The sequence below is a fragment of the Aquipuribacter sp. SD81 genome (assembly GCF_037153975.1).
Lineage (GTDB): Bacteria > Actinomycetota > Actinomycetes > Actinomycetales > JBBAYJ01 > Aquipuribacter.
Genome location: NZ_JBBAYJ010000019.1, coordinates 13,699 through 37,103 on the forward strand (window position 1 = coordinate 13,699; position 23,405 = coordinate 37,103).

19 protein-coding genes are annotated in these 23,405 nt (G+C 75.9%); 10 read left to right on the top strand and 9 right to left on the bottom strand.

Annotated elements, in window-relative coordinates:
* Position 1 precedes the first annotated feature (1 nt).
* Complete coding sequence (locus WAA21_RS12230; protein WP_336923091.1) at positions 2 to 721, top strand: NYN domain-containing protein; 720 nt, start codon at positions 2 to 4, stop codon at positions 719 to 721.
* A 142-nt stretch (positions 722 to 863) separates the two neighbouring features.
* Here WAA21_RS12230 and WAA21_RS12235 read toward each other — a convergent pair whose 3' ends face one another.
* Positions 864 to 2,477, bottom strand: a complete 1,614-nt coding sequence (locus WAA21_RS12235) for a CYTH and CHAD domain-containing protein (protein ID WP_336923092.1) — start codon at positions 2,475 to 2,477, stop codon at positions 864 to 866.
* A gap of 60 nt (positions 2,478 to 2,537) precedes the next feature.
* Here WAA21_RS12235 and WAA21_RS12240 point away from each other — a divergent pair, with 60 nt between their 5' ends.
* The 3 genes from WAA21_RS12240 (at position 2,538) to WAA21_RS12250 (ending at position 5,318) form a co-directional block, all read left to right on the top strand.
* Positions 2,538 to 4,046: a MiaB/RimO family radical SAM methylthiotransferase gene (locus WAA21_RS12240; RefSeq protein ID WP_336923093.1), complete on the top strand. Its 1,509-nt coding sequence runs from the start codon at positions 2,538 to 2,540 to the stop codon at positions 4,044 to 4,046.
* Entirely contained in the window at positions 4,043 to 4,660 is a 618-nt protein-coding gene (gene pgsA / locus WAA21_RS12245) for a CDP-diacylglycerol--glycerol-3-phosphate 3-phosphatidyltransferase (RefSeq protein ID WP_336923094.1), read from the top strand. Before WAA21_RS12240 ends, pgsA begins: the two co-directional genes overlap by 4 nt.
* Positions 4,661 to 4,925: 265 nt before the next feature.
* Positions 4,926 to 5,318, top strand: coding sequence for a helix-turn-helix domain-containing protein (locus WAA21_RS12250; protein WP_336923095.1), 393 nt, complete (start codon positions 4,926 to 4,928; stop codon positions 5,316 to 5,318).
* Positions 5,319 to 5,390: 72 nt separating this feature from the next.
* Here the strand turns inward: WAA21_RS12250 and WAA21_RS12255 are convergent, their stop codons facing one another.
* Positions 5,391 to 6,263 carry a DNA-formamidopyrimidine glycosylase family protein gene (locus tag WAA21_RS12255; protein ID WP_336923096.1) on the bottom strand — a complete coding sequence of 291 codons (873 nt, stop codon included), beginning with the start codon at positions 6,261 to 6,263 and terminating at the stop codon, positions 5,391 to 5,393.
* Complete coding sequence (locus WAA21_RS12260; protein WP_336923097.1) at positions 6,263 to 11,263, bottom strand: Lhr family helicase; 5,001 nt, start codon at positions 11,261 to 11,263, stop codon at positions 6,263 to 6,265. Before WAA21_RS12260 ends, WAA21_RS12255 begins: the two co-directional genes overlap by 1 nt.
* Positions 11,264 to 11,459: 196 nt before the next feature.
* Between WAA21_RS12260 and WAA21_RS12265 the strand changes: the two genes are divergently transcribed.
* From WAA21_RS12265 to WAA21_RS12275, 3 genes are read left to right on the top strand one after another with little or no spacing between them, the layout of a single operon-like run.
* Positions 11,460 to 11,702 carry a DUF3046 domain-containing protein gene (locus WAA21_RS12265; protein ID WP_336923098.1) on the top strand — a complete coding sequence of 81 codons (243 nt, stop codon included), beginning with the start codon at positions 11,460 to 11,462 and terminating at the stop codon, positions 11,700 to 11,702.
* Positions 11,699 to 12,745, top strand: coding sequence for an App1 family protein (locus WAA21_RS12270; protein WP_336923099.1), 1,047 nt, complete (start codon positions 11,699 to 11,701; stop codon positions 12,743 to 12,745). The genes WAA21_RS12265 and WAA21_RS12270 overlap by 4 nt, the downstream gene beginning before the upstream one ends.
* A 20-nt stretch (positions 12,746 to 12,765) precedes the next feature.
* Positions 12,766 to 14,061 carry an MFS transporter gene (locus WAA21_RS12275; protein WP_336923100.1) on the top strand — a complete coding sequence of 432 codons (1,296 nt, stop codon included), beginning with the start codon at positions 12,766 to 12,768 and terminating at the stop codon, positions 14,059 to 14,061.
* A 132-nt stretch (positions 14,062 to 14,193) separates the two neighbouring features.
* On the opposite strand, the gene WAA21_RS12280 is transcribed toward WAA21_RS12275, so the two are convergent.
* A complete protein-coding gene (locus tag WAA21_RS12280) occupies positions 14,194 to 15,318 on the bottom strand; it encodes an ABC transporter substrate-binding protein (RefSeq protein WP_336923101.1) in 1,125 nt (374 codons plus the stop codon).
* Positions 15,319 to 15,616: 298 nt separating this feature from the next.
* On the opposite strand from WAA21_RS12280, the gene recA reads away from it, so the two are divergent.
* Both recA and WAA21_RS12290 read left to right on the top strand, forming a co-directional pair.
* The gene (gene recA, locus WAA21_RS12285; RefSeq protein ID WP_336923102.1) at positions 15,617 to 16,666 is read left to right on the top strand and encodes a recombinase RecA; all 1,050 of its coding nucleotides are present in this window, start codon (positions 15,617 to 15,619) and stop codon (positions 16,664 to 16,666) included.
* 7 nt (positions 16,667 to 16,673) lie between these two features.
* On the top strand, positions 16,674 to 17,207 hold the full coding sequence (locus tag WAA21_RS12290; RefSeq protein ID WP_336923103.1) for a regulatory protein RecX: 534 nt from the start codon (positions 16,674 to 16,676) through the stop codon (positions 17,205 to 17,207).
* Between the two features lie 10 nt (positions 17,208 to 17,217).
* On the opposite strand, the gene WAA21_RS12295 is transcribed toward WAA21_RS12290, so the two are convergent.
* The 4 genes from WAA21_RS12295 to WAA21_RS12310 all read right to left on the bottom strand — a co-directional run bounded on the left by WAA21_RS12295 (position 17,218) and on the right by WAA21_RS12310 (position 20,726).
* A complete protein-coding gene (locus WAA21_RS12295; protein WP_336923104.1) occupies positions 17,218 to 18,186 on the bottom strand; it encodes an amino acid ABC transporter permease in 969 nt (322 codons plus the stop codon).
* Positions 18,183 to 18,833, bottom strand: coding sequence for an amino acid ABC transporter permease (locus WAA21_RS12300; protein WP_336923105.1), 651 nt, complete (start codon positions 18,831 to 18,833; stop codon positions 18,183 to 18,185). Before WAA21_RS12300 ends, WAA21_RS12295 begins: the two co-directional genes overlap by 4 nt.
* Before the next feature lie 101 nt (positions 18,834 to 18,934).
* The gene (locus WAA21_RS12305) at positions 18,935 to 19,894 is read right to left on the bottom strand and encodes a glutamate ABC transporter substrate-binding protein (protein WP_336923106.1); all 960 of its coding nucleotides are present in this window, start codon (positions 19,892 to 19,894) and stop codon (positions 18,935 to 18,937) included.
* A 58-nt stretch (positions 19,895 to 19,952) separates the two neighbouring features.
* Positions 19,953 to 20,726: an amino acid ABC transporter ATP-binding protein gene (locus WAA21_RS12310; RefSeq protein WP_336923107.1), complete on the bottom strand. Its 774-nt coding sequence runs from the start codon at positions 20,724 to 20,726 to the stop codon at positions 19,953 to 19,955.
* A gap of 156 nt (positions 20,727 to 20,882) precedes the next feature.
* Here WAA21_RS12310 and WAA21_RS12315 point away from each other — a divergent pair, with 156 nt between their 5' ends.
* On the top strand, positions 20,883 to 22,304 hold the full coding sequence (locus tag WAA21_RS12315) for a M28 family peptidase (RefSeq protein WP_336923108.1): 1,422 nt from the start codon (positions 20,883 to 20,885) through the stop codon (positions 22,302 to 22,304).
* 70 nt (positions 22,305 to 22,374) lie between these two features.
* Here WAA21_RS12315 and WAA21_RS12320 read toward each other — a convergent pair whose 3' ends face one another.
* Positions 22,375 to 23,400 carry a M14 family zinc carboxypeptidase gene (locus tag WAA21_RS12320; protein ID WP_336923109.1) on the bottom strand — a complete coding sequence of 342 codons (1,026 nt, stop codon included), beginning with the start codon at positions 23,398 to 23,400 and terminating at the stop codon, positions 22,375 to 22,377.
* Positions 23,401 to 23,405: the final 5 nt, after the last annotated feature.

The following is a 23,405-nucleotide window of genomic DNA, read 5'->3' on the forward strand; positions in this document are numbered from 1 at the left end:
CGTGGCGGACTCGACGTACCCGGCCGACCCCCTCGTGACGACCTCCGGCGACGACGGGACCGGCGACGGGACCGTGCCGTGGGGCGACGAGGGCCGCCCGACCCCGGAGTTCCCCCTGCCGCCCGGGGACGCGCCGGTCGACCTGCTCGTGTGGGACGCCCCCAACGTGGACGCGACCCTCGCCCAGGTCATCGGGGCCAAGCCCACCGCGGCGAACCGCCCGCGCTACGACGCGATCGCGCGCTGGCTCGTCGACACCGCCGGCGACCACGACGTCGAGGGCGCGGTCTTCGCCAACGTGCCGCCGGTCGCGGCCCACGGCATGCGCGGCTGGGTCGAGGCGGTGCGGGCCATCGGCTTCGCCGTGTTCGCTCGGCCGAAGCGGCAGGACGGCGACGACGTCGACCTCGACATGCTCGCCCACGTCCGGCACCGCGCCCGCTCCGGGCGCCTCGCCCGGCTCGTCGTCGCCAGCGGTGACGGCCGCAACTTCCTCGCGCCGCTCGAGCAGCTCGCGCAGTCCGGCGTCGAGGTCACGGTGATCTCCTTCTTCGAGGTCGCCGGATACGCCGCGGAGTCACCGCACCTGCGTTTCCTCGACCTCGAGGAGGTGCCGGGCGCGTTCCTGCAGCCCCTCGACCGCACGCGGCTGGACTCCCTGCCGGACGACGGCGCGTGGCTGCGCCCGACCCGCTCGCTGCGCGAGGCCGCCGCCGGCTGAGCGGCCGGCCCGACGGCCTTCCGCCGGCCGGCGGGTGCCGGCGACGGGCGCTGCCGACCGGTGCGCGTCGGTCCGGTGCACGTCGGTCCGGTGCGCGTCGGTCCGGTGCGCGTCGGTCCGGTGCGCGTCGGTCCGGTGCGCGTCAGTCGAACCAGCGTGCCGCGGCGCGCCTCAGCCGCCGCACCGCCCGCTCCAGGCGCGGGTCGTCCGGCCCCAGGCCGGCGGTCGCGGCGCGCTCGAGCCCGGCGAGCACCCCGTAGCCGAAAGTGTTCTCCCCGTCGGCGTACGCGCGCAGCGCCACGACGCGCAGGGCGTCGGCCGCTACCACCGCGTCCTGGTGCTCCCCGAGCAGCTCCTGCAGGTCCTCGGCGCGCCCCGCGAGGCGGGAGGCCCGACGGCCGTGGACGTCGGCGAGCGCCTCGGCGGCGTACCGGACGCGCTTGGTCGCCTTGCGCACCTCGTGCAGGGCCTCGTCGCGCCCGGGTCCCGGCTCGGTCGGCACCGCGTCCAGCCGTCGCTGCACCCGGCGCCACGCCCGCCGGGCCCGCGCGCGCGTGGTCCGGCGGGCAGGTGCGTCGGCGCGCGGGCCGCGGGTGGGGTCCTCGCACAGGCGGACGAGGTCCTCCAGCAGGCGGGTGTGCTCCTCGGAGTCCAGGTGCCCGACGGCGGCCGCGCGCTCGCGCTCGTAGGCGCCGTCGAGGTCGGCGTCCAGCCGCCCGGCCACCGGACCGGGCACGAGCTCGGGCGGCAGCGCGGCGAGGCGGGCTCGCAGCCGCGCCGCGAGCACCTCCGAGTCGCGGGCACGGCCGAGCACGGTGCCGAGCTCCGTGAGCGAGGCGCGCAGCGGCTCGGTGGTGCCGCGACCGAGGACGGGTCGGAACGTGGCGAGGTCGCTGCGCAGGCGCCGCGCCGCCACGCGCGCCTTGTGCACAGAGTCGGGGACGTCGAGGCGGACGAGCGCGTCCTCGGCCACGAGCCGCTCGACGTGCTGCCGCAGCGCCTCGACCACGACCGCGAGGGCCGAGCCCGCCGCCGGCGCGTCGCCCCCGGTCCGTGCCGCGGCGCCGGTCGTCCCGGCGGCGTCGAGCGCGCCCGCCGCGGCGAGCGCCCGGCCCAGCTTGGACGCGGCGTCCGGCTCCCACGCGCCCGCCTCCCGCACGAGGGCGACGACCGCCTCGAGCACGTCGCGGTCGCCGTCGACCAGCTCGACCTCCACCTCGTGCCAGGTCGAGGCGGCCTCGTGCCCGGCGGCGACGAGGGCGTCGGCGACCTCGGTGCGGACGGCGTCGTCGGCCACCTCCACCAGCTGCCGACCGTCGGCGTCGAGCAGGCGGACCACGCGCCGCCGGGTCCGCAGGACGGCGACCGGCGCGAGCGGACGGCCGCGGTGCCGGGAGCGGGACAGGGCCGCGAGCCGCTCGGGGACGGGGCCGTCGTCCGCGCCGAGCGGCTCGTGCACCTCGGTGCGGCTGCCCGCCTCGCGCCCCGGCAGCTTCAGGTGCCACCCGGCGTCCTCACCGCCCGTGCGGCGCCGCAGCGTCGCCCGCGCGCGCAGCAGGTGCAGCCGGGGCGTGTCGTGGTACGTCGCGACGAGCTCGACGGGGTCCTCGGCACGCACCTCCGCGACCCCCGGCAGGTCCTGCAGGGCGGAGCCCGGCCGCAGCAGCGCGGCCACGGCCTCCGCCGCCCCGGCCGGCACCTCCAGCTTGGTCTCGACCTCGGTCTGGGTGCCCGCCGCGGGCCCGTCACCTGCCACCGGCCCATCCTGCCGGGCGGGCCGTCCGCCGTCGCCGGGACGCACGCCTAGGCTGTGCGCGTGAGGACGAGCGGACGCAGCGTGGCGATCACGAGCCTCGGCTGCTCCCGCAACGACGTCGACTCCGAGGAGCTCGCGGGCCGGCTCGACGCCGCCGGCTGGACGCTCGTGGCGGACCCGGCGCAGGCGGACGTCGCGGTCGTCAACACGTGCGGGTTCGTCGAGCAGGCGAAGAAGGACTCCATCGACACGCTCCTCGCGACCGCGGACCTCAAGTCCGAGCCGGGGGGCCGTACGCAGGCCGTCGTCGCCGTCGGCTGCCTCGCCGAGCGCTACGGCCGCGAGCTCGCCGAGCAGCTGCCCGAGGCCGACGCCGTGCTCGGCTTCGACAGCTACGCCGACCTGTCCGAGCAGCTGCAGCGTGTGCTGGCCGGCGAGCGGCCCGCCAGCCACGCCCCGCGGGACCGGCGGACCCTGCTCCCGCTCAGCCCCGTCGACCGGCAGGCCGCCCGGGCGGCGGCCGCGGTGCCCGGCACCGGTGCCGCCCTCGCCGACGTCGCACCCGCCGCCGGGCCGCCCGTCCTGCGGGCCCGGCTCGACGACGCGCCGTGGGCGCCGCTGAAGATCGCGTCGGGCTGCGACCGGCGCTGCACGTTCTGCGCGATCCCGGCGTTCCGTGGCTCCTTCGTGTCCCGGCGCCCGACGGAGGTGCTGCAGGAGGCCCGCTGGCTCGCCGAGCGCGGGGTGCGTGAGCTGTTCCTCGTCAGCGAGAACACGACGAGCTACGGCAAGGACCTCGGCGACCTCGACCTGCTGCAGCGGCTGCTGCCCGAGCTGGTCGGGGTGCCCGGGGTCGAGCGGGTGCGCGTGTCGTACCTGCAGCCGGCCGAGCTCCGCCCCGGCCTGCTCGAGGCCCTGGCGTCGACGCCGGGCGTCGCGCCGTACTTCGACCTGTCCTTCCAGCACGCCTCGCCGGGGCTGCTGCGGCGCATGCGCCGCTTCGGGGGCCGGGAGCCGTTCCTCGACCTGCTCGCACGCGTGCGGCACCTCGCGCCGACCGCCGGCGCCCGCTCCAACGTCATCGTCGGGTCCCCCGGGGAGACCGAGGCCGACGTCGCCGAGCTCGAGGCCTTCCTCGCCGCCGCGCGGCTCGACGTCGTCGGCGTCTTCGGCTACTCCGACGAGGACGGCACCGAGGCCGCCGGCCTCGACGGCCACCTCGACGAGCAGGAGGTCGCGGCCCGCGTCGCGCACGTCTCCGCCCTCGTCGACGAGCTCGTCGCCCAGCGCGCGGAGGAGCGCGTGGGGGAGGAGCTCCTCGTGCTCGTCGAGCACGTGCTCGACGACGACGACGCGGCCGAGGCCGCGCTCGACGCCGCGCTGCCGGCGGGTCTCGGCGGGGCGGTGTCGGGGCGGGCCGCGCACCAGGGTCCGGAGGTCGACGGCACCACGACGGTCGTGCTCCCCGCCGGGGCGCCGCTCCCGCGGCCCGGCGAGATGGTGACCGTGCGGGCGGTCGCCGCGGCCGGCGCGGACCTCGTCGCGGTCCCGTCCGGGCGCCCCTCGTGACGCAGCCCCGCCGCGGGGTGGTGGACCGCGGCTCCCTCCGGCGCAACGCGAACGTGCCGAACGCGCTGACGCTGCTGCGCATCCTCCTCGTGCCGCTGTTCGTGTGGCTGCTGTGGCGCGCCGGCGGCGGTGACGGGGCCGACCCGGCGGGACGCACCTGGGCGGCGGTCGTCTTCGTCGTCGCCGCCGCCACCGACCGCCTCGACGGCTGGCTCGCCCGGCGGCAGGGCAGCGTCACCACCTTCGGCATCGTCGCCGACCCCATCGCCGACAAGGCGCTCACCGGCGCGGCCTTCGTCGTGCTCAGCGCCCTCGGGGACCTGCCGTGGTGGCTCACCGTGCTCGTGCTCGTGCGGGAGGTGGCGGTAACGGTGCTGCGCGCCGTCGTCATCCGCCACACGGTCGTGCCCGCCTCCCGCGGCGGGAAGCTCAAGACGGTGCTGCAGACGGTCGCGCTGGCCGCCTTCGTGCTGCCGCTGCCGTACCCGCTCACCCTGCTGGCGTGGGCGGTCATGCTCGCCGCGGTCGCCGTCACCGTCGTGACGGGCGTGCAGTACACCGTCGCGATCCTCGGGGCGGCGCGTCGTCACCGGGCCGCGACCCGCGCGGGCTGACGCCCGCCCGGGAAGCCGGGGGCGGGCCGTGGCGTTGCACCGGGTGCACCGGTCTGCCGCCGGTGCGTGCCCACCCGGCCGGCCCGACCGCCCGGCCGGGCCGGCACTCCGAGCGGGTGCTGTTCGCCGATCGTTACCCCCCTGCGCTGCTCTCCGGCGGACGGGGAGGTACCGTGAGACGACCAACCGCACACGCGAGCCCGACCGAGACGACCGGGAGGGCGCACCGTACGAGGCCGGGTTCCGGCCGGTAAGGGAGGTCGTCATGGTCCTGCTCCGCGAGGAGATCGGCGACGTCCTGCGCGGCACGCGCCAGCGTCAGGGACGCACCCTGCGCGACGTGTCGTCGACCGCACGGGTCTCGCTCGGCTACCTGAGCGAGGTCGAGCGCGGCCAGAAGGAGGCCTCCTCGGAGCTCCTCCTCAGCATCTGCGACGCCCTCGACGTGCCCATGTCGAGCGTCCTGCGGACCGTGAGCGACCGGGTCGCGATGTCGGAGTCGCTCGCGGCGCGGCTGGAGTCCGGCGTCCGGACCCCGGGTGCCGAGGCGGGCCGCCCGGCCCGCGGCCGCACCGGCGAGACCGTCGACCCGATCCGCAAGACGGTCATCCCGGCGCCGGTCCCGACCGACGACGACACGCTCGCGACCGTCGCCTGACGGCCCCTCGGCCCGACTGCACGCGTTTCCGCCGGCGCCCCGTCCCCCTGCCGGGGCGGGGCGCCGGCGTCGTCAGGGGCGGTAGCGGGTGCGGCCCTGGGTCGGCGGCAGCAGCACCCGCAGCGGCACGGGTGGCGGTGCCGGGCCGCGCTGGCAGCGCGGGCACCAGTACGCGACCCGCTCGCGGCCGCCGGAGCCGGTCGTCGCGGTGAGCACGCCCGTGCCGCAGCGAAGGCAGCGCCGCTGCTCGAACACCCAGTGGTGGCGACCACGGCGCGTGTCGCCGGTCGTCACCTGCAGCACCCGGCCGCGGTTGAGGTCGAGCAGCCGGCGTGCGACGTCGACCACCCGGGCCGCGCTGGTCCCGTGCTCGGGCAGCGCCCCGACGGGGGTGAAGGGGGTGACGCCGGCGACGAAGCACGTCTCGGCCCGGTACAGGTTGCCGACGCCCGCGAGGACCCGCTGGTCGAGCAGGGCGTCGCCGACCTCTCGCGCGGGGTCGCGCACGAGGTTCGCGACCGCGAGCCCCGGGTCCCAGTCCGGACCGAGCACGTCCGGACCGAGGTGGCCGACGACGTCGCCCTCCCGGGCCGTCGGCAGCAGCTCCACGACGGGCAGCCGGTAGCCGACAGCGACGGTGCCGGGCACCCGCAGCACCGCCCGCACCTGCCAGTCCGGGCCGCCGCCCCACCGCTCGCCGTCGGGGTACAGGTGCCACGAGCCGTCCATGCGGAAGTGCGTGTGGAGGCTGAGGCCGTCACCCGGCCCGCCCACGAGCCGGGTGAGCAGGTGCTTGCCCCGGCTCACGACCCGCTCGACGGTGCTGCCGGTGAGGTCGGTCGTCGCCAGCTGCGGCACGCGCAGGTCGGCGCCGGTCAGCACCCGGCCGCCGAGCGCGGCGTCGAGGCGCTGCCCGGCCAGCCAGACGGTGTCCCCCTCGGGCATCAGCCGGCGCGCAGCCCGCGGGGGGTCGCGCGGAAGCCCGCCTCCTCCAGGACCCGCGCGACCGTCGACGTGCCGTCCAGCACCGCCTGCCCGTCCGCGCGGGTCACCGTGATGCGCCCGAGGCCGCCGTCGTCGACGTGCGCCACGAGGGCCATCGCCGCCGCGCGGAGCGCGGCCTCGTCGGCGGTGTAGGTGAGGAGGCTCTTGGCGCCCCGCTCGAGGTAGAGCGCGAGGGCGCCGTCGACCGTGACGACCAGCGCACCCGCCTTCCGCCCCGCGCGGTGCCCCTCCCGCTCCGGCCACGGCAGCGCCGCGCCGTACACGTTGCCCGGGTCGGTCGCGGCCAGCACGAGGGCCTCGGGGGCGGCCTCCTCGGTCGCGGCGACCGGCGCCCACGGGTCGGGCGCGGCCGCGTCGGGGTCCGCGACGTCGCGGCTGCCGGCGCGCAGCCGGTCCACCGCCCCGACGGTCGCGAACTGGGCGGCGCCGAGCCCCTCGACGAAGTAGCCGCGGCGCACCCGACCCGCCTCCTCCATCGCCGCGAGCACGCGGTAGACGGCGGCGAAACCGCCCGGCACGTCCTCCGCGACGACGGCGCCGCGCGTCACCACGCCGTACCGGTCGAGCAGCAGGTCGGCGACGGCCGTCGCGCGCACCGTCGGGTCGGCGGCGCCCGCGCCGGGGTGGACGGCCGGCACGAGGGACCACCGGCCCACGCCCTGCGCCGGCGCGGGTGCACCCCCCAGCCCGCCACCGAGGCCGAGGCCCCCGCCGGCGCGCAGGCCCGACCCCACGGGACCCGCGCCCCGCAGGCCCGTCCCCGCCCCGCGGAGACGCGGTCGACCGCGCTGGCGCGACCGTGGGGCGCTGCGCCCGCCGGAGCGCCGCGGCCCGCTGGGGACACGGGCGCGCAGCGGCGCGAGCGTGTCGTTGGTGACCCGGCCCTCCCACACGAGGTCCCACAGCAGCTCCAGCAGCGCGCCGTCGGGGACCTGCGCGGCGTCGCCGAGGCGCCGGAAGAAGAACGCACCGCCCCCGTCGAGCAGGTCGAGCACGCGGGCCCGCACCAGCGGGTCCGGCCCGTCGGCGCCGGGCGCCGTGGCGTCGTCGCCGGGCCCGTCGGCGGCGGCCGGACCGCCGGGTCCGCCGGGGCCGCTGCCCGCGGCGAGCGGCAGGGTGAGGTGCGCGGTGCCCGTCGGGTGCAGCGACACCCAGCCGTCGCCGCCGGGCAGCGCGCCGTGCCCGACCCACAGCAGCTCACCGGCCGCGGTGAGCTCGTCGAGCATCGCGGGCTCGTAGCCCACGACCCGCGCGGGCAGGACGAGCGTCTCCAGCGCGCTCGCCGGCAGCCGCACGCCCGCCAGCTGCTCGACGGCGCGCGCGACCCCCTCGACCCCGCGCAGGCCACCCCGGCGACGCCGTCCGCCGCTCGGGTCCGGCGGGGCGACGTTCTGCCACGCCGGGGTGAAGCGGGCGAGCTCCAGCGCGGTGACCGGCTCGACCTCCTGCCGCAGCGCGGCCAGGGAGCGACGACGCAGGACCCGCAGCACCTCGCTGTCGCACCAGTCGAGCGTGTCGACGTCCCCGCCCGCCGCCAGCGGGCGGATCTGGCCGGACGTCACGCGGCCGCGTTCCTCCAGCCGCCGCAACGCGGTGCGCACGACGGCGACCCCCAGCCCGAGCCGGGACGCCACCTGCTCGGCGGTGAACGGGCCGTGGGTGCGCGCGTGCCGCGCCACGAGGTCGCCGAGGGGGTCGGGGCCGGGCTCGAGGAACGCCTCCGGCAGGCCGACGGGCAGGGCGACGCCGAGCCCGTCGCGCAGCCGCGCGGCGTCCTCGACCGCCGCGTGGTGCTCCTCGCCGGCCAGTCGCACCTGCACGACGCGCCGCGTGCGGGTGAGGTCCGCGAGCCACCCCGGCGCCGCCGCGGCGTCGGTCGAGCGCTCGACGACCTGCGCGGTCGTGAGCGGGCCGAGCACCCGCAGCAGGTCCGCGACGCCCTCGGCGTCGCGGGCGCGCCGCTCCTCCGACAGCCGCTGCAGGTCGGCCTCGGTGGTGCGGACGGCCTCCGGGTCGAGCAGGTCGCGCAGCGTGGCGCCGTCACCGCGGCCGAGCAGCTCCGACAGCAGCTGGGGGTCCAGCGACAGCGCGGCCGCCCGCCGCTCGGCCAGCGGGGAGTCGCCCTCGTAGAGGAACTGCGCGACGTAGCCGAACATGAGCGAGCGCGCGAAGGGCGACGGCGAGCTCGTCTCCACCTCGACGACCTTGACCCGCCCGGCGGCCACGTCGCGCATGAGCGCGACCAGGCCGGGGACGTCGAACACGTCCTGCAGGCACTCGCGGACGGTCTCCAGCACGATGGGGAAGCTGGGGTAGCGGCGTGCGACGTCGAGCAGCGACGCGGCCCTCTGCCGCTGCTGCCACAGCGGCTGGCGCCGGCCGGGGTCCCGGCGGGGCAGCAGCAGCGCCCGCGCGGCGCACTCGCGGAAGCGTGCGGCGAACAGCGCCGACCCGCCGACCTCCTGCGTGACGACGTCCTCGACGTCGTCCGGGTCGAGCACGACGAGGTCGCCGACCTCGACGCCGTGCACCTCCTGGGTGAGCGGCCACGCGGCGCCGGTGTCCCACGGGTCGCGCTCCTGGCCCGCGCCGTCGGCCCCGCCGGCCGCCCCGTCGCCCGCGCCGCCGTCGGCGTCCGAGGTGCCCCAGCCGCCCACCTCGACGTCCGGCAGGCGGAGCACGATGCCGTCGTCGCCGTGCATGGCCTGCACGTCGAGGCCGTGCCGCTCGCGGAAGCGCGCCGCGAGCGCGAGCGCCCACGGCGCGTGCAGCTGCGCGCCGAACGGGGAGTGCAGGCACACCCGCCAGTCACCGAGCTCGTCGCGGAAGCGCTCGACGACGATGGTGCGGTCGTCGGGCACGTGCCGGGTCGTCTCCTGCTGCTCGCCGAGGTAGGCGAGGAGGTTGTCGACGGCCCACGTGTCGAGCCCGGCGGCGCCCGCCCGCTCCCGCGCGGCCTCGGGGGTCGCCCGGACGAGCTCGCGGACGAAGCCGCCGACGGCGCGGCCGAGCTCGGCGGGACGCCCGGCGGCGTCGCCGTGCCAGAACGGGAGCCGGCCGGGCTGGCCCGGCGCCGGGGTGACGAGGACCTGGTCGCGCGTGATGTCCTCGACCCGCCACGAGCTCGCGCCGAGGGTGACGACGTCGCCGACGCGGGTCTCGTACACCATCTCCTCGTCGAGCTCCCCGACGCGGCGGCCCGGGCCCTCGCCGCCGGCGAGGAACACCCCGAACATGCCGCGGTCCGGGATCGTGCCGCCGGAGGTCACCGCGAGGCGCTGCGCGCCGGGACGGCCGCGGAGGGTGTCGGTGACCCGGTCCCACACCACTCGCGGGCGCAGCTCGGCGAACTCCTCGCTCGGGTAGCGGCCGGCGAGCATGTCGAGGGTCGCCTCGAACGGCCCGCGGGGCAGGTCGGCGAACGACGCGGTGCGCCGCACGAGCGCGTAGAGGTCGTCGACCTGCCACTCGTCCATGGCGCACATCGCGACCACCTGCTGCGCGAGCACGTCGAGCGGCGAGCGCGGCACCTGCAGCGCCTCGATGCCGCCGGCGCGCATGCGCTCGGCGACCACGGCGGCCTGCACGAGGTCGGAGCGGTGCTTGGGCAGGACCACGCCGCGCGACACGGCGCCGACCTGGTGCCCGGCCCGCCCCACGCGCTGCAGGCCGCTGGCGACGCTCGGCGGGGACTCGACCTGCACGACGAGGTCGACCGCCCCCATGTCGATGCCGAGCTCGAGGCTGCTCGTCGCGACGACCGCGGGCAGCCGGCCCGTCTTGAGGTCGTCCTCGATGAGCGCGCGCTGCTCCTTGCTCACCGAGCCGTGGTGGGCGCGCGCGAGCTGGGCCGGCGCCCCCGAGGAGGCGCCGGACTGGCCCATGACCTCCGCCGGCACCCGTGCGGGCACGTCGCCGCCGCCCCCGTTCCCGGCCTCGTCGTCGTCGTCCTCCGGCGGTGCGTGCCGCTCCGCCCACACCTCGTTGAGCTGTGCGGTGACCCGCTCGGCGAGCCGCCGGGAGTTGGTGAACACGAGCGTCGCGCGGTGCTCGTCGACGAGGTCGACGACCCGGGAGTGGATGCTCGGCCAGATCGAGGTGCGCCTCTCCTCGCCCGCCGCGCTGCCGACCACCTCCCCGGTCGGGGCGCCGAGCTCCGACATGTCGGGCACCGGCACCTCGACGACCACCTCGAGCCGCTTCTCCGAGGGCGGCTGCACGACGCGGACGGGCCGCCCGCCCGACAGGAACCGGGCGACCTCGTCGACGGGCCGGACGGTCGCCGAGAGCCCGACCCGCTGCGCCGGTCGCTCGAGCAGCGCGTCGAGACGCTCGAGGCTGACGGCCAGGTGCGCGCCGCGCTTGGTGCCCGCGACGGCGTGCACCTCGTCGACCACGACCGTCCGCACGCCGCGCAGCGACTCCCGAGCGGCGGAGGTGAGGAGGAGGAACAGCGACTCTGGGGTGGTGATGAGCACGTCCGGCGGCGTGCGGGCGAGCCGGCGGCGCTCGTCGGCAGGCGTGTCGCCGGAGCGGATGCCGACGCGGACGTCCGGAACCGGCAGGCCGAGCCGCTCGGCGCTGCCGCGCATGCCGGCCAGCGGCGAGCGCAGGTTGCGCTCGACGTCGACCGCGAGCGCCTTGAGCGGCGAGACGTACAGGACCCGGCAGCGCAGCGAGGCCTCCGGCTCGGGCTCGACCACGAGCCGGTCCAGCGCCCAGAGGAAGGCCGCGAGCGTCTTGCCTGAGCCCGTCGGGGCCACGACGAGGGCGTCCTCCCCGCCGCTGACGGCCTCCCACGCCCCGACCTGCGCCGCGGTGGGCGCCGCGAACGCGCGCGAGAACCAGTCGCGCGTGGGCGCGGAGAACCGGTCGAGGACGGCGGCGGGTCCGGACCCGCCGTCACCGGGCGACGGGTCCGCCGACGAGGGGCGGGGCACGCGGTCATCATGGGACAGACCACCGACAACCGCCGCCCCGGGCGGGCCGCGTCCGGGGGCGGTGGGTGGGGAGTGGTGGCGGGGCCACCGCCGGCGTGGCCGTGCGGCTCCGGTGGCGCGCGCGGGTGACGGGCGCGGGCCCCGGGCCGGTCTTCCGCGTGGGGTGCGCGTCCGGGGTCCGTGGTAGCAATGCGGGGTGAGGCTCAGCGAGTTCCGGACGCTCACCCGCGAGGAGTTCGGGCGGGCGCTGGCCGACACCCTCGTCACCGACCTCGTGCTCGCCCGCTTCGACGCGACCGCCGCGCAGGCCCTCGAGCGCGGCGAGGACCCGCGCGTGGTGTGGCTCGAGCTGTGCGAGGCGATGGACGTGCCGCCGGAGCGGCGCCTCGGGCGCGACCGGAGGCGACGGGGCAGCCGCGACGTCGGGCCCGCCGCGTGAACGCGCCCGCCGAGACCCCGGCGCTCCACATCGCCGCGGTCCTGGAGGACACCGTCAACCGTCGCCTGGTCGGGCTGCTGCGGCGGCGGGGGTGGGTGCCGCACGCGCAGGTGCACCGGGGCTACGGCGCGGCGGCCGGCGTCCCGGCGCCCCACGGCGTGCCGTGGGTGCGGGTCTTCGGCCGCGTCCTCATGTCACGGCCGCAGAGCCCGTACCAGGCGTGGGTCCGCTCCCGCGGCTGGCGCAGCTTCTTCACCGCCCAGGTCGAGCACGCGCAGGTCCGCGTCGAGGTCGGCGGGCAGGTGTTCGACGTCCGCGCGGACCGCGCCGGTCTCGTCGACGTGGTCCTCGCCGTCGAGCTGACCGAGGGCCGGCACGAGGTCGTCATGACACCCCTCGGCGGCGAGCCGGGCCGCGGCGAGGTGGTGGTCGTCCCGCCCGACGCCGAGTGCGGGCTCGTCAGCGACATCGACGACACCGTCATGGTGACGTGGCTGCCCCGGCCCTTCATCGCGGCCTGGAACACCTTCGTGCGGCACGAGACCGCGCGGGCGGAGGTGCCGGGCATGCCCGACCTGTACCAGGAGTTCCTGCGCGAGCACCCGAAGACCTTCGTCGTCTACCTGTCGACGGGTGCGTGGAACACCGCACCGTTCCTGCGGCGCTTCCTGCGCCGGCACGGCTTCCCCGTCGGCCCGCTGCTGCTCACCGACTGGGGCCCGACGAACACCGGCTGGTTCCGCTCCGGGCGCGAGCACAAGCTCGGTGCGCTGCGCCGGCTCCGCGAGGAGCTGCCGCACCTCACGTGGCTGCTCGTGGGGGACGACGGCCAGCACGACCCCGACATCTACAGCACCGTCGCCCGGGAGGCGCCGGACTCGGTGCGGGCCGTGCTGCTGCGCGAGCTGTCCCCGGCCGAGCAGGTGCTGTCGCGCGGTCTCACGCCGCCGGAGTCCGACGAGGGCATGGGACCCGTGCCGGTCGTGCACGGCGGCGACGGGTACCGCCTCGCGGAGCGGCTGCGCGCGGTCGGCCGGATGTGAGCCTGCGCCGACGGGTCGCGGTGCTCGCGACCGCCCAGGTGGCCATCGGCCTCGGGGCCGGGGTCGGCGTCGCGGCGGGCAGCCTCGTCGCACGGGAGGTGGCCGGGCGCACCGCCCTGTCCGGTCTCGCGCAGACCGCCTCCGTGCTCGGTGCCGCCCTCCTCGCCGTGCCGCTCGCCCGCCTCGCCGCGCGCACCGACCGCCGCACCGCCCTCGTCGCCGGTCTCCTCCTCGCCGTGGCCGGCGCCGCGGGCATCGTCGCCGCGTCGGCGCTCGGCAGCTTCGCGCTCCTGCTGCTGGCCGCCGGCCTGTTCGGGGGAGGCACGGCCGTCGGGCTGCAGGCCCGTTTCGCGGCCACGGACGGGGTCGAGGCGGGCCGGCGCGGCCGGGCCCTGTCGACCGTCGTGTGGGCGACGACCGTCGGGGCGGTCCTCGGGCCGAACGTCACCGGCCCCGCCGGGCGGCTCGACGCCGTGCTCGGGCTGCCGCCCTTCACCGGGGCCTACGTCGTGGCGGCCCTCGCCTTCGGCGTCGCCGCCGTCGTCCTGCTGCTCGGCCTGCCGCGGCTGCGGGCCGGCTCGGTCCCGACCGACCCGTCCGACCCGTCCGCGGCGACCCCCGCCGCGACGGCCCGCGGGACGCGGGGCGCCGGCGCGGTCGCGGTCGGCCCGGCGGCCCCCGTGCCGGGCACCCGGGAGGTCCTGCGCGCGGTGTGGCAGGTGCCGGCCGCACGGCTCGGCGTGGTCGCGCTCGGCGCCGCCCACGCCGTCATGGTCGGGGTCATGGTCATGACGCCGGTGCACCTGGAGGGCCACGGCGCCCGGGTGACGGTGATCGGCCTCGTCATCAGCGGCCACGTCGCCGGCATGTACGCCCTCAGCCCCCTCTTCGGTGCGCTCGCCGACCGGTGGGGACCCCGCGCGGGTATCGCGTGCGGCCTCGGCCTGCTCGTCGCGTCGCTGGCGGTCGCCGCCCTCGGCGGCTGGCGCGGCACCGGCCCGCTCGCGCACGGCGCCGTCGCGGTCGCGCTCGTGCTGCTCGGCCTCGGCTGGTCGGCGTCGCTGGTGTCGGGCTCCGCGGTGCTCGCCCGCGCCTTCGACGGGGCCGACCCCCGCGCCCGCGCGCTGCAGGGCGCCTCCGACCTCGTCATGGGCGTCGCCGGGGCCGGGGCGGGTGCCGTCGCCGGACCGGTGCTCGCCGTCGTCGGCTACCCGGGCCTGGCCGCGGTCGCGGGGGTCCCGCTGCTGGGCGTCGCGGTGCTGCTGCTCCGGCGCCCCGAGCCGGTCGACGAACCGGCCCGCGCGGTCGCCGCCTGACACCCGGCCCGGACGTGGCCGCGTCGACGTGGCCGTGACGGTAGCCGGGCCGGCGCGAGGACGAGGACGGGCCCCCGCACGCTGCGGGGGCCCGTCGTGTCGGAGCCGGGTGGGCGCCGGGCGCCGGGGCGGTCAGCGGCCGGACTGCGCCGCCTCCGCCGCCTCGACGAGCTCGGTCACGAACGTGTCGAGGGAGTACGTGAGCGACAGCGCGGTCGGCGGGGACACCGACGACACGTTGTCCTGCCCGACCACCTGCGCGACGGAGCCCTGCTGGACCTGCTCCATGGACGCGGCGTACGGCTGGTCGAGGAACGCCTGCGCGGCCTCCTCGGACTCGGCGTAGTTGAGCAGCACGTCGCTGTCGAGGTCGCCCACGAGCTCGGTGGACAGCGTGTAGAAGAATGTGGACTCACCCGTCGACAGCTCGCTCACGCTCGGCGCGACCTCCATGCCGAGGTCGGTGAGGAACTCCACGCGCGGGTCGGCCGGCTCGTACACGTAGAACGCGTCGGGCGTGTCGTACACCGCGGCGACGGTCGTGCCCTCGAGCACCGGGTTGGCCTCGGCGGCGGCGGAGACCTCCGCCTCGATGTCGGCGAGCACCTGCGCGGCCTCGTCCGGGCGCCCGAGGGCCTCGCCGACGGTCGTCACGACGTCCCGCCACGGCGTCGACCACGCCTGGTCGGGGTAGGCGACCACCGGGGCGATCTCCGACAGGGTGGCGTACTCCTCCTCGGTGATGCCGGAGTACACCGCGAGGATGAGGTCGGGCTGCGCGGCGGCGACCTGCTCGAACGGGATGCCGTCCGCGTCGGGGATGAGCGTGGGCGTCTCGGCGCCCTGCGCCTCCAGCGCCTCCGCCACCCACGGCAGGACACCGTCCTCGTTGCCGCCGTAGGAGGCCAGCGGGATGGCGACCGGGACGGTGCCGAGCGCGATGGCGGCGTCGGTGGAGCCCCAGCCCCACGTCACGACGCGCTCCGGCGCCTCCTCGATCGTCGTCTCGCCGAAGGCGTGGGTGATGGTGACGGGGAAGCCGCCCGCCGTCGCGTCGTCCCCGGCGGCGTCGGTCGCGACGTCGCTCGCGGCGTCCGTGGCGTCGTCCACCGCCGCGGTGGCGGCGTCGCCGGCCGCGCCGGTCGCGTCGGTGGCCTCGTCGACGGCGTCGCCCGAGCCGCCGCAGCCGGCGGCGAGGAGGACGGCGGCGGTGGTGGCCGCGCCGAGGACGGCGCGGCGGTGCAGGGAGAGGGTCACGGTTTCACTTCTCTTTGTGTTGGAGAAACAGGTAAGGCAAGTCTTACCACACACGCCGTAGGTGCCACGGCGGCCCCCGACCTGCCCCGCGACCCGGCAGGCGACCCGGCGCGACACGCCGCACGACACGCGGTCCACCTGCAGCCGTCGAACACGTGTTCGTCCTATCGTTCGTCGTGTCCACAGCGCCTCGGAGCGCGGTCCCGTCCACAGCGGGGCCACGTCGCCCGGGGTTGTGTCGGAGGCGCTGCCTAGCGTCGTCTCCGTGCCCATCAGACGACCCGCACGAGGTGACCAGATGCCCGCTCCCACGCCCGGCGGCGACCGCGACAAGGCGCTCGCGTCCGCCCTGTCCCAGATCGACAAGCAGTTCGGCAAGGGCTCGGTCATGCGGCTGGGCGACGAGGCCCGCGCCCCGATCGACGTCATCCCCACCGGGTCGATCTCGCTCGACGTCGCCCTCGGCATCGGGGGCCTGCCCCGCGGCCGGGTCGTCGAGGTGTACGGCCCGGAGAGCTCCGGCAAGACGACCGTCGCCCTGCACGCGGTGGCCAACGCGCAGCGCGCCGGCGGCATCGCCGCCTTCGTCGACGCCGAGCACGCGCTGGACCCCGAGTACGCCCGCAACCTCGGTGTCGACACCGACGCGCTGCTCGTGTCCCAGCCCGACACGGGGGAGCAGGCGCTGGAGATCACCGACATGCTCATCCGCTCCGGGGCGCTCGACATCATCGTCATCGACTCCGTCGCCGCGCTCACGCCACGCGCCGAGATCGAGGGCGAGATGGGCGACAGCCACGTCGGCCTGCAGGCCCGCCTCATGTCCCAGGCGCTGCGCAAGATCACCGGCGCGCTCAGCCACTCCAAGACGACCGCCATCTTCATCAATCAGCTGCGCGAGAAGGTCGGCGTCGTCTACGGCTCGCCCGAGGTCACCACGGGCGGCAAGGCGCTGAAGTTCTACGCCTCGGTGCGCCTCGACGTCCGGCGCATCGAGACGCTCAAGGACGGCTCGGAGCCGGTCGGCAACCGCACCAAGTGCAAGATCGTCAAGAACAAGCTGGCCGCCCCCTTCAAGGTGGCCGAGTTCGACATCATCTACGGCACCGGCATCAGCCGTGAGGGCGGGCTCATCGACATGGGCGTGCAGCACGGCTTCGTCCGCAAGGCCGGCGCCTGGTACACGTACGAGGGCGACCAGCTCGGCCAGGGCAAGGAGAACGCCCGCGCCTTCCTGCGCGACAACCCCGACCTCGCCGACGAGCTCGAGAAGAAGATCAAGGAGAAGCTGGGTGTCGGCGCCAAGGTCGACCGCCCGGCGCCGGTCGAGGCCCCGGTGGAGTTCTGATGCTCCTGTGACCTCGCCCCACCCCGAGACCCACGACGGCGCGCGCCCCTCCTCGGACGGCTCCTCGCCCGAGCCGCCCGAGGAGGTGGCCCGCGCCGTCGTGCTGCGTCAGCTGTCCTTCGGCGCGCGCACCCGCGCCCAGCTGCGCGCCAAGGTCCTCGCCAAGGACGTGCCCGACGACGTCGCCGACGCCGTCCTCGACCGGATGGGCGAGGTCGGCCTCGTCGACGACCGGCAGTTCGCGCACGACTGGGTGCGCTCCCGGCACCGCAGCAAGGGGCTGTCCCGGCGGGGCCTGGCCGACGAGCTGCGCCGCAAGGGCGTCGACCGCGACCTCGCCGACGAGGCGCTCGGCCAGCTCGACGGCGACGACGAGCGCGCCGCCGCCGAGCGCCTGGTCGCGAAGCGCCTGCCGTCCGTGCGCGGGCTGGAGCGACAGCGCGCGGCCAACCGGCTCATGGGCATGCTCGCCCGCAAGGGCTACCCGGCGGGTCTGGCCGGCGAGGTCGTGCGTCAGGCGCTCGCTGCGGACGACGCCTGACCGGCTGACGTCATCGAGCCGGGCCGTGGCCCGCGGGGTCCTCCTCATGCGTGTCGCGTGCGGGACCTCGGCTGCCGTGTGTGGCGCTGTCGGCGTCCACGATCTGGTCCGCGTTCTCGGCGAGGTCCGGCTCCGCGTCCGGTGCCCCGGCCCGCGACTCGCTGAGCTTGCGCTCGGCGAACACCGCGAGCCGGCTCAGCAGGGTGTTGACGAGGATGAAGATGATGGCGACGAGCAGGTAGATCTGGACGGGGTTGTCGAAGAAGTTCCGCAGCTGGCGCGCGATGCGCAGCAGCTCCTCCGGGCCGGTGAGCACGAAGTACGCGAGCGACGTGTCCTTGACGATGACGACGAGCTGGCTGATGAGCGCGGGCAGCATGAGCCGGAACGCCTGCGGCAGCTGGATGCTCAGGACCGTCTGGGACCGGGTGAGCCCGATCGCGAGGCCGGCCTCGGACTGCCCGCGCGGCAGGGCGGCGACGCCTGCCCGCAGGATCTCGGCGATGACCACGCAGTTGTAGAGGACCAGGCCGATGACGAGGTACCAGAGGTTCGACAGGTCGACGCCGACGGCGGGCAGGAACTTGCCGGAGAAGAAGATGAGGACGATGACCGGCGTGCCGCGGAGGATCTCGATGAGGAGCACGAGCGGCAGCCGGCTGGTCCGGCCGAGCATGAGCCGGCTCGTCGTGATGAGCGTGCCGATGACGAGGCTGAAGGCGATGGCGAGCACGGCGGCGAGCAGCGTGTAGTACACGCCCGTGCCGATGCGGCCCCAGACCGCGGGGAACTGCTCGTCGCCCGGCCAGAACAGCGGCGACCACAGGTCCGCCTCGAACTGGCCCTGGCGGTACAGCCGCAGCAGCGCGAGTCCGAGGAGGACGACGAAGACGACGACCGACACCACCGACAGCAGGCGCGAGCGGCGGATCGCCTTGGGTCCGGGCGCGTCGTACAGGACGCTCGTGGGGGCGCTCACCGGACGATCGCCACCTTCCGCTCGATGGCCGCGAGCAGGGCGCCCGTCGGCAGCGTGATGGCGAGGTAGCCGAGCCACACGCCGATGAGAACCCACGTGATGGCGAAGCCCTGGGCGCTCGTCAGCCGCGTCCCGACCGAGAGCAGGTCACCGCCGACGCCGAACACGCCGACGACGGCGGAGTTCTTCATCATCGCGATGATGACGCTGCCCAGCGGCGGCACCACGGAGCGCAGCGCCTGCGGCATGACGACCTCGCCGAGGGTCTGCCCGAAGGTCAGCCCGACCGACCGCGCCGCCTCCGCCTGACCGGGCGGGACCGAGTTGATGCCGGAGCGCACCGCCTCGCAGACGAAGCCGGCCGTGTAGAGCGTGAGGCCCAGCACGCCGAGCCAGAAGAACGGCGCGTTGAACCCCAGCTCGGGCAGCACGAACGCCGTCACGAAGAGCATGACGGTGAGGGGGCTGTTGCGGACGATGCCGACGTAGCCGGACGCGAACCGCTGCAGCGGCGGGACCGGCGACACGCGCATCATCGCGAGCAGGGAGCCCAGCACGAGGCAGCCCACGAGCGTGTAGGCGATGATCTCGAGCGAGCGGAAGAAGCCGGCGACGAAGAGGTCGAAGTTGTCGACCAGGATGTCCACGGGCGGGTGCTCCTCTCCGGTGCCGGGCAGGACGGCGGCGCGGGTGGCGCCACGGTGGTGCGGTGCGGCCGGAGCCGCACCGCACCACCGTCAGACGTCGCTCAGGAGCAGGGGTCGGGCTCGGGGAGCACGGGCTCCTCGGAGCCCTCGATGGCACCCGCGGTGGAGTTCCACGCCTCCACGTACGTGCCGGCCTCCTCGGCCGCGGCGAGCGTCTCGTTGATGAACTCGCAGAACTCGACGTCGCCCTTCTCGATGCCGACGCCGTAGGGCTCCTCGGTGAAGGTCTCACCGGCGATGGCGAACTCCTCCGGGCTCTCGGAGACGAAGCCGAGGAGGATGACGTTGTCGGTCGTGACGACGTCCACCTGGTTGTTGCGCAGCGAGTCGACGCACTCGCCGTAGGTGCCGAACAGCGTGAGCTGGTCGTCGGAGGCGAGGTACTCGCGGATGTTCTCCGACGGCGTGGAGCCCTCGACGGAGCAGACGCGGATCGACTCGTCGGACAGCGAGTCCGGACCGGTGATCTCCGACTCCTCGCCGGCGCGGACCATGAGGGTCTGGCCCGCCTCGTAGTACGGCCCGGCGAAGGTGATGCGCTCACGGCGCTCGTCGTTGATCGTGTAGGTCGCGACGACCATGTCGACCTGGTCGGTCTCGAGAACCTCCTCGCGGATGGCCGAGGGCGTCTCGGTCCACTCGATGTTGTCCTCGGAGATGCCGAGGCCCTCGGCGATGATCTTCGCGATCTCGACGTCGAAGCCCTCGGGGGTGCCCTCGAGGTTGGCGAGGCCGAACAGCGGCTGATCGAACTTCGTGCCGACGCGGATCGTGCCCGCCTCGGCGAGCTCGGCCATGGTCGTGCCCTCGGCGAAGTCGCCGGCACCGCCCGCGGCGGCGGTCTCCTCGCCGCCGGCAGCGTCCTCGGTGGCAGCGGTGTCCCCGCCGGCCGCGGCGGTGTCCTCGGCGGCGGCGTCACCGTCGCCGCCGCCGCAGGCGGCGAGGACGAGGGCGGCGGCGCTCAGGGCGGCGACGCCGAGGATCGGACGACGTGCGGTCATGTTCCCTCCCGGGATGTAGGGGGCGTGGGGTGGTGGCCCCCGCCGTGGTGGTGCGGGGTCAGTGGGTGAGGATCTTCGACAGGAAGTCCTTGGCCCGCGCCGAGCGCGGGTTGTTGAAGAACTCCTCCGGCTCGGCCTGCTCGACGATCTCGCCGTCGGCCATGAACACGACGCGGTTGGCCGCGCGCCGGGCGAAGCCCATCTCGTGCGTGACGACGATCATGGTCATCCCCTCCTTGGCGAGGGAGGTCATGACGTCGAGCACCTCGTTGATCATCTCGGGGTCGAGGGCCGAGGTCGGCTCGTCGAAGAGCATGACCTTCGGCTGCATCGCCAGCGCGCGGGCGATGGCCACGCGCTGCTGCTGGCCGCCCGACAGCTGGGCGGGGTACTTCTTCGCCTGGTTCGCGACGCCGACGCGCTCGAGGAGCTGCATCGCCGTCTTCTCCGCCTCGGCCTTCTTCACCTTGCGGACCTTGGTGGGTCCGAGGGTGACGTTCTCCAGGACCGTCTTGTGCTGGAAGAGGTTGAAGGACTGGAAGACCATCCCGACGTCGGCGCGCAGCCGGGCGAGCTCCTTGCCCTCGGCGGGCAGGGGGTCCCCGTCGATGGTGATGGAGCCGGACTCGTAGGTCTCGAGCCGGTTGATCGTCCGGCACAGCGTCGACTTGCCGGAGCCGGACGGGCCGATGACGACGACGACCTCGCCCCGGGCCACGGTGAGGTCGATGTCCTTCAGCACGTGGAGCTCGCCGAAGTGCTTGTTGACGTCGTCGACGACCACGAGCGGCGCACCGACCGGCACGGCCGGGGAGGCGGTCTTCTCGGGCATGTCGGGAAACCTAGACCGAAGCGTTCGACGCACACCATGGCGGACAGGCGCCGTTGCCGATCCGTGACCTCTTGCTCACGATGACCCGGGGCATTGTCACGACCGCATAACCGACCGTACGGTTCGCGCACCGTCCACCGACCGGAGGTCACCACCGTGCCCGAGCCCACGAGCGCCGCGTCCGCCCACCCGGCGGCGCGCCTGTCCCGACGCGGCGCCCTCGCCGCCCTCGGAGGCGTCGCCGCCTCCCTCGTCGCCGCCCCGGCGTGGGCCGTCGACGACCGGCGCCCCGGCGCGGTCGCCGCGCCGGCCCTGACCGCCCGGGACCGCGTCGTCGTGCAGCGCGTGTCCGCCGCCCGCGCCATCGAGCACGTCGTCGAGCTGTCCGAGGGCATCGGCCCGCGCATCGGCGGCACGCCGTCCGAGCGCGCCGCCGCGGACTACCTCGCCGGGGTGCTCGACTCCTACGGCTACGAGGTCCGGCTGGAGCCGTTCGGCGTCGCGGACAAGTTCCTCGCCGACCTCAGCGGTACGCCCGCGCTCGACGACGACATCTGCTGGCAGGCCGGCGCCTCGGAGCGGGGTGCGCTCGACGTCAGCGTCACCGCCGAGGCCGTCGACATCGGCCCGGCCACCACCGAGGCCCCCGACCTCACCGGGAAGATCGCGCTCGTCGACCAGGTCGTGGCCAACGCCGCCGGCCGCACCCCGCAGGTCGCACTCGCGGTCGCCCGCGGTGCGGTCGCCGTCGTGCTGCTGCCCGCCGACAACCCCAACCCCATCCGTCGCTCGCAGGCCTTCTCGCCGCTGCTGTCGGAGGACTTCGGGGTGCCCGTCGTGGGGGTCGCGCAGGTGCAGAAGCACCGCCTGCGCGAGGCGCTGGCGCGCGGCCCGCTCACCCTCACCGTCCGCACCGACGCCTTCCGGGGCCTCACGAGCCACAACGTGCTCGCGGAGCGTGCCGGTCGCGGTCGGCCCAGCGGCGCCCGCCCGGCACTCATGGTGTGCGCGCACTACGACTCCGTCATCGGCGCCCCCGGCGCCAACGACGACGGCTCCGGCACGGCCCTCACCCTCGAGGTGGCGCGCGTCATGCGGTCGCTGCCCACCGAGGCCGACCTGCGCTTCTCGCTGTGGGGCTCGGAGGAGCAGGGCCTCATCGGCTCGCGCTACCACGTCGCCCAGCTCGACCAGGCCGAGCGCGACCGGCTCCTCGGCGTCTACAACAACGACATGGTGGCGACGAGCTGGGACCCGGCGACCCGCTACTGGGTGCTGTCGTGGGACGGCTCCGCCAACGTCGTCAACACCTCGGTCATCGACGCGGCCGAGCGGCTCGGCTACTCCCCGTCGCTGTCGCCGGTCACCACCCGCGGCGCGAGCGACCACCAGTCCTTCCAGGAGCAGGGCATCGCGAGCAGCAACTTCTCCTGGCGCGGGGAGGAGTCGCCCGCGCTGCTGGAGCCGCCCTACCACTCCCCGGAGGACACGGTGGCGAAGAACATCAGCCCGGAGCGCATGCAGGTGAGCCTCGAGCTCATCGGCTCGGCGCTGTACGAGCAGGCCCGCGCGGTCTGAGACCGACGGTGCCGCCGCGCCGCACGAGCGGCGCGGCGGCTCCCGGGTCGAGCCGGGTCCTGGCTGCGACTCAGCGCTGACGGTCGCGGTCGCCGCGCTCCGGCAGCAGGTCGGCGTCGGCCGGGTCGACCTCGTCGAAGGAGCCGTCGGCCAGCGACTCGAGCACGGCCTCCATCGCGACGAGCGCCTCGCGCGTGAAGGCGCCGAGCGACTTCTGCCCGACCTCGTACTGGCCCCGCTGCTCGATGAGGAGCGCGGGCGTGCCGGCGAGCGCGAGGCCGTTCCGGGCCACCGAGCGCGTCGTCGACTCCGGGTACCGGGTGACGGTCGCGTGGCCGAAGTCCTCGAGTGCCTCCGCGACGACGACGGCCGCGCGCCGCCCGTCGTCGACGACCGACGGCTCGACGCCACCGACGGTCGCCCACAGCACGGACATGGTCACCTGCTCGCCCGCGTCGGTGACGTAGGAGACCTGGTGGTGGTAGTCGAGCACGAGGTCGGGCTGCACCTGGTCGACGAGGGCGCGGACGGCCGCGGCCTCCGGGGCGTCGGCGCTCACCGGCACGGCCGGGTCGTACTCGCGGTTGAGGTCGAGGTTGGCGGCGTTGCGGCGCGGGTCCTCGCCGGGGTAGCTCTCCGGGTCGAGCCAGCGCTCGAAGCCGTCGGGGTTGACGCGCGGGACGACCTCGAGGGTCACCTGCTCCCGCAGCGCGCTCGCCTCGCGGGAGGGTCCGCTGACGTGTGTGAGCAGCTGCAGCGCGGCCTCGGTGCCGACGGGCTCGTCGCCGTGCTGCTGCGTGACGACCATGAGCGTGCGCGGGCCGGACCCGACGCTCACCCGGTAGATCGGCCGGTCCTCCAGGCTGCGACCGATCTCGGTGAGCCGGACGGTGTCGGGGCGCCGGGCGGCGAGGCGCTGCAGCTCGGCGACGAGCTGGGAGTTGTCGGTCATGCCGGCGAGCACGACGGGCTGGTTCTCCTGCACCCACGGGCCGCCGGGGACCGTCTCGGCGGCGGCGGCGGGCACCGCCCCGGCGACCGCGGCGGCGGGCAGGGCGGCGAGCGGGACGAGCAGGGCCTGGCGACGGCTGATCACGGGTC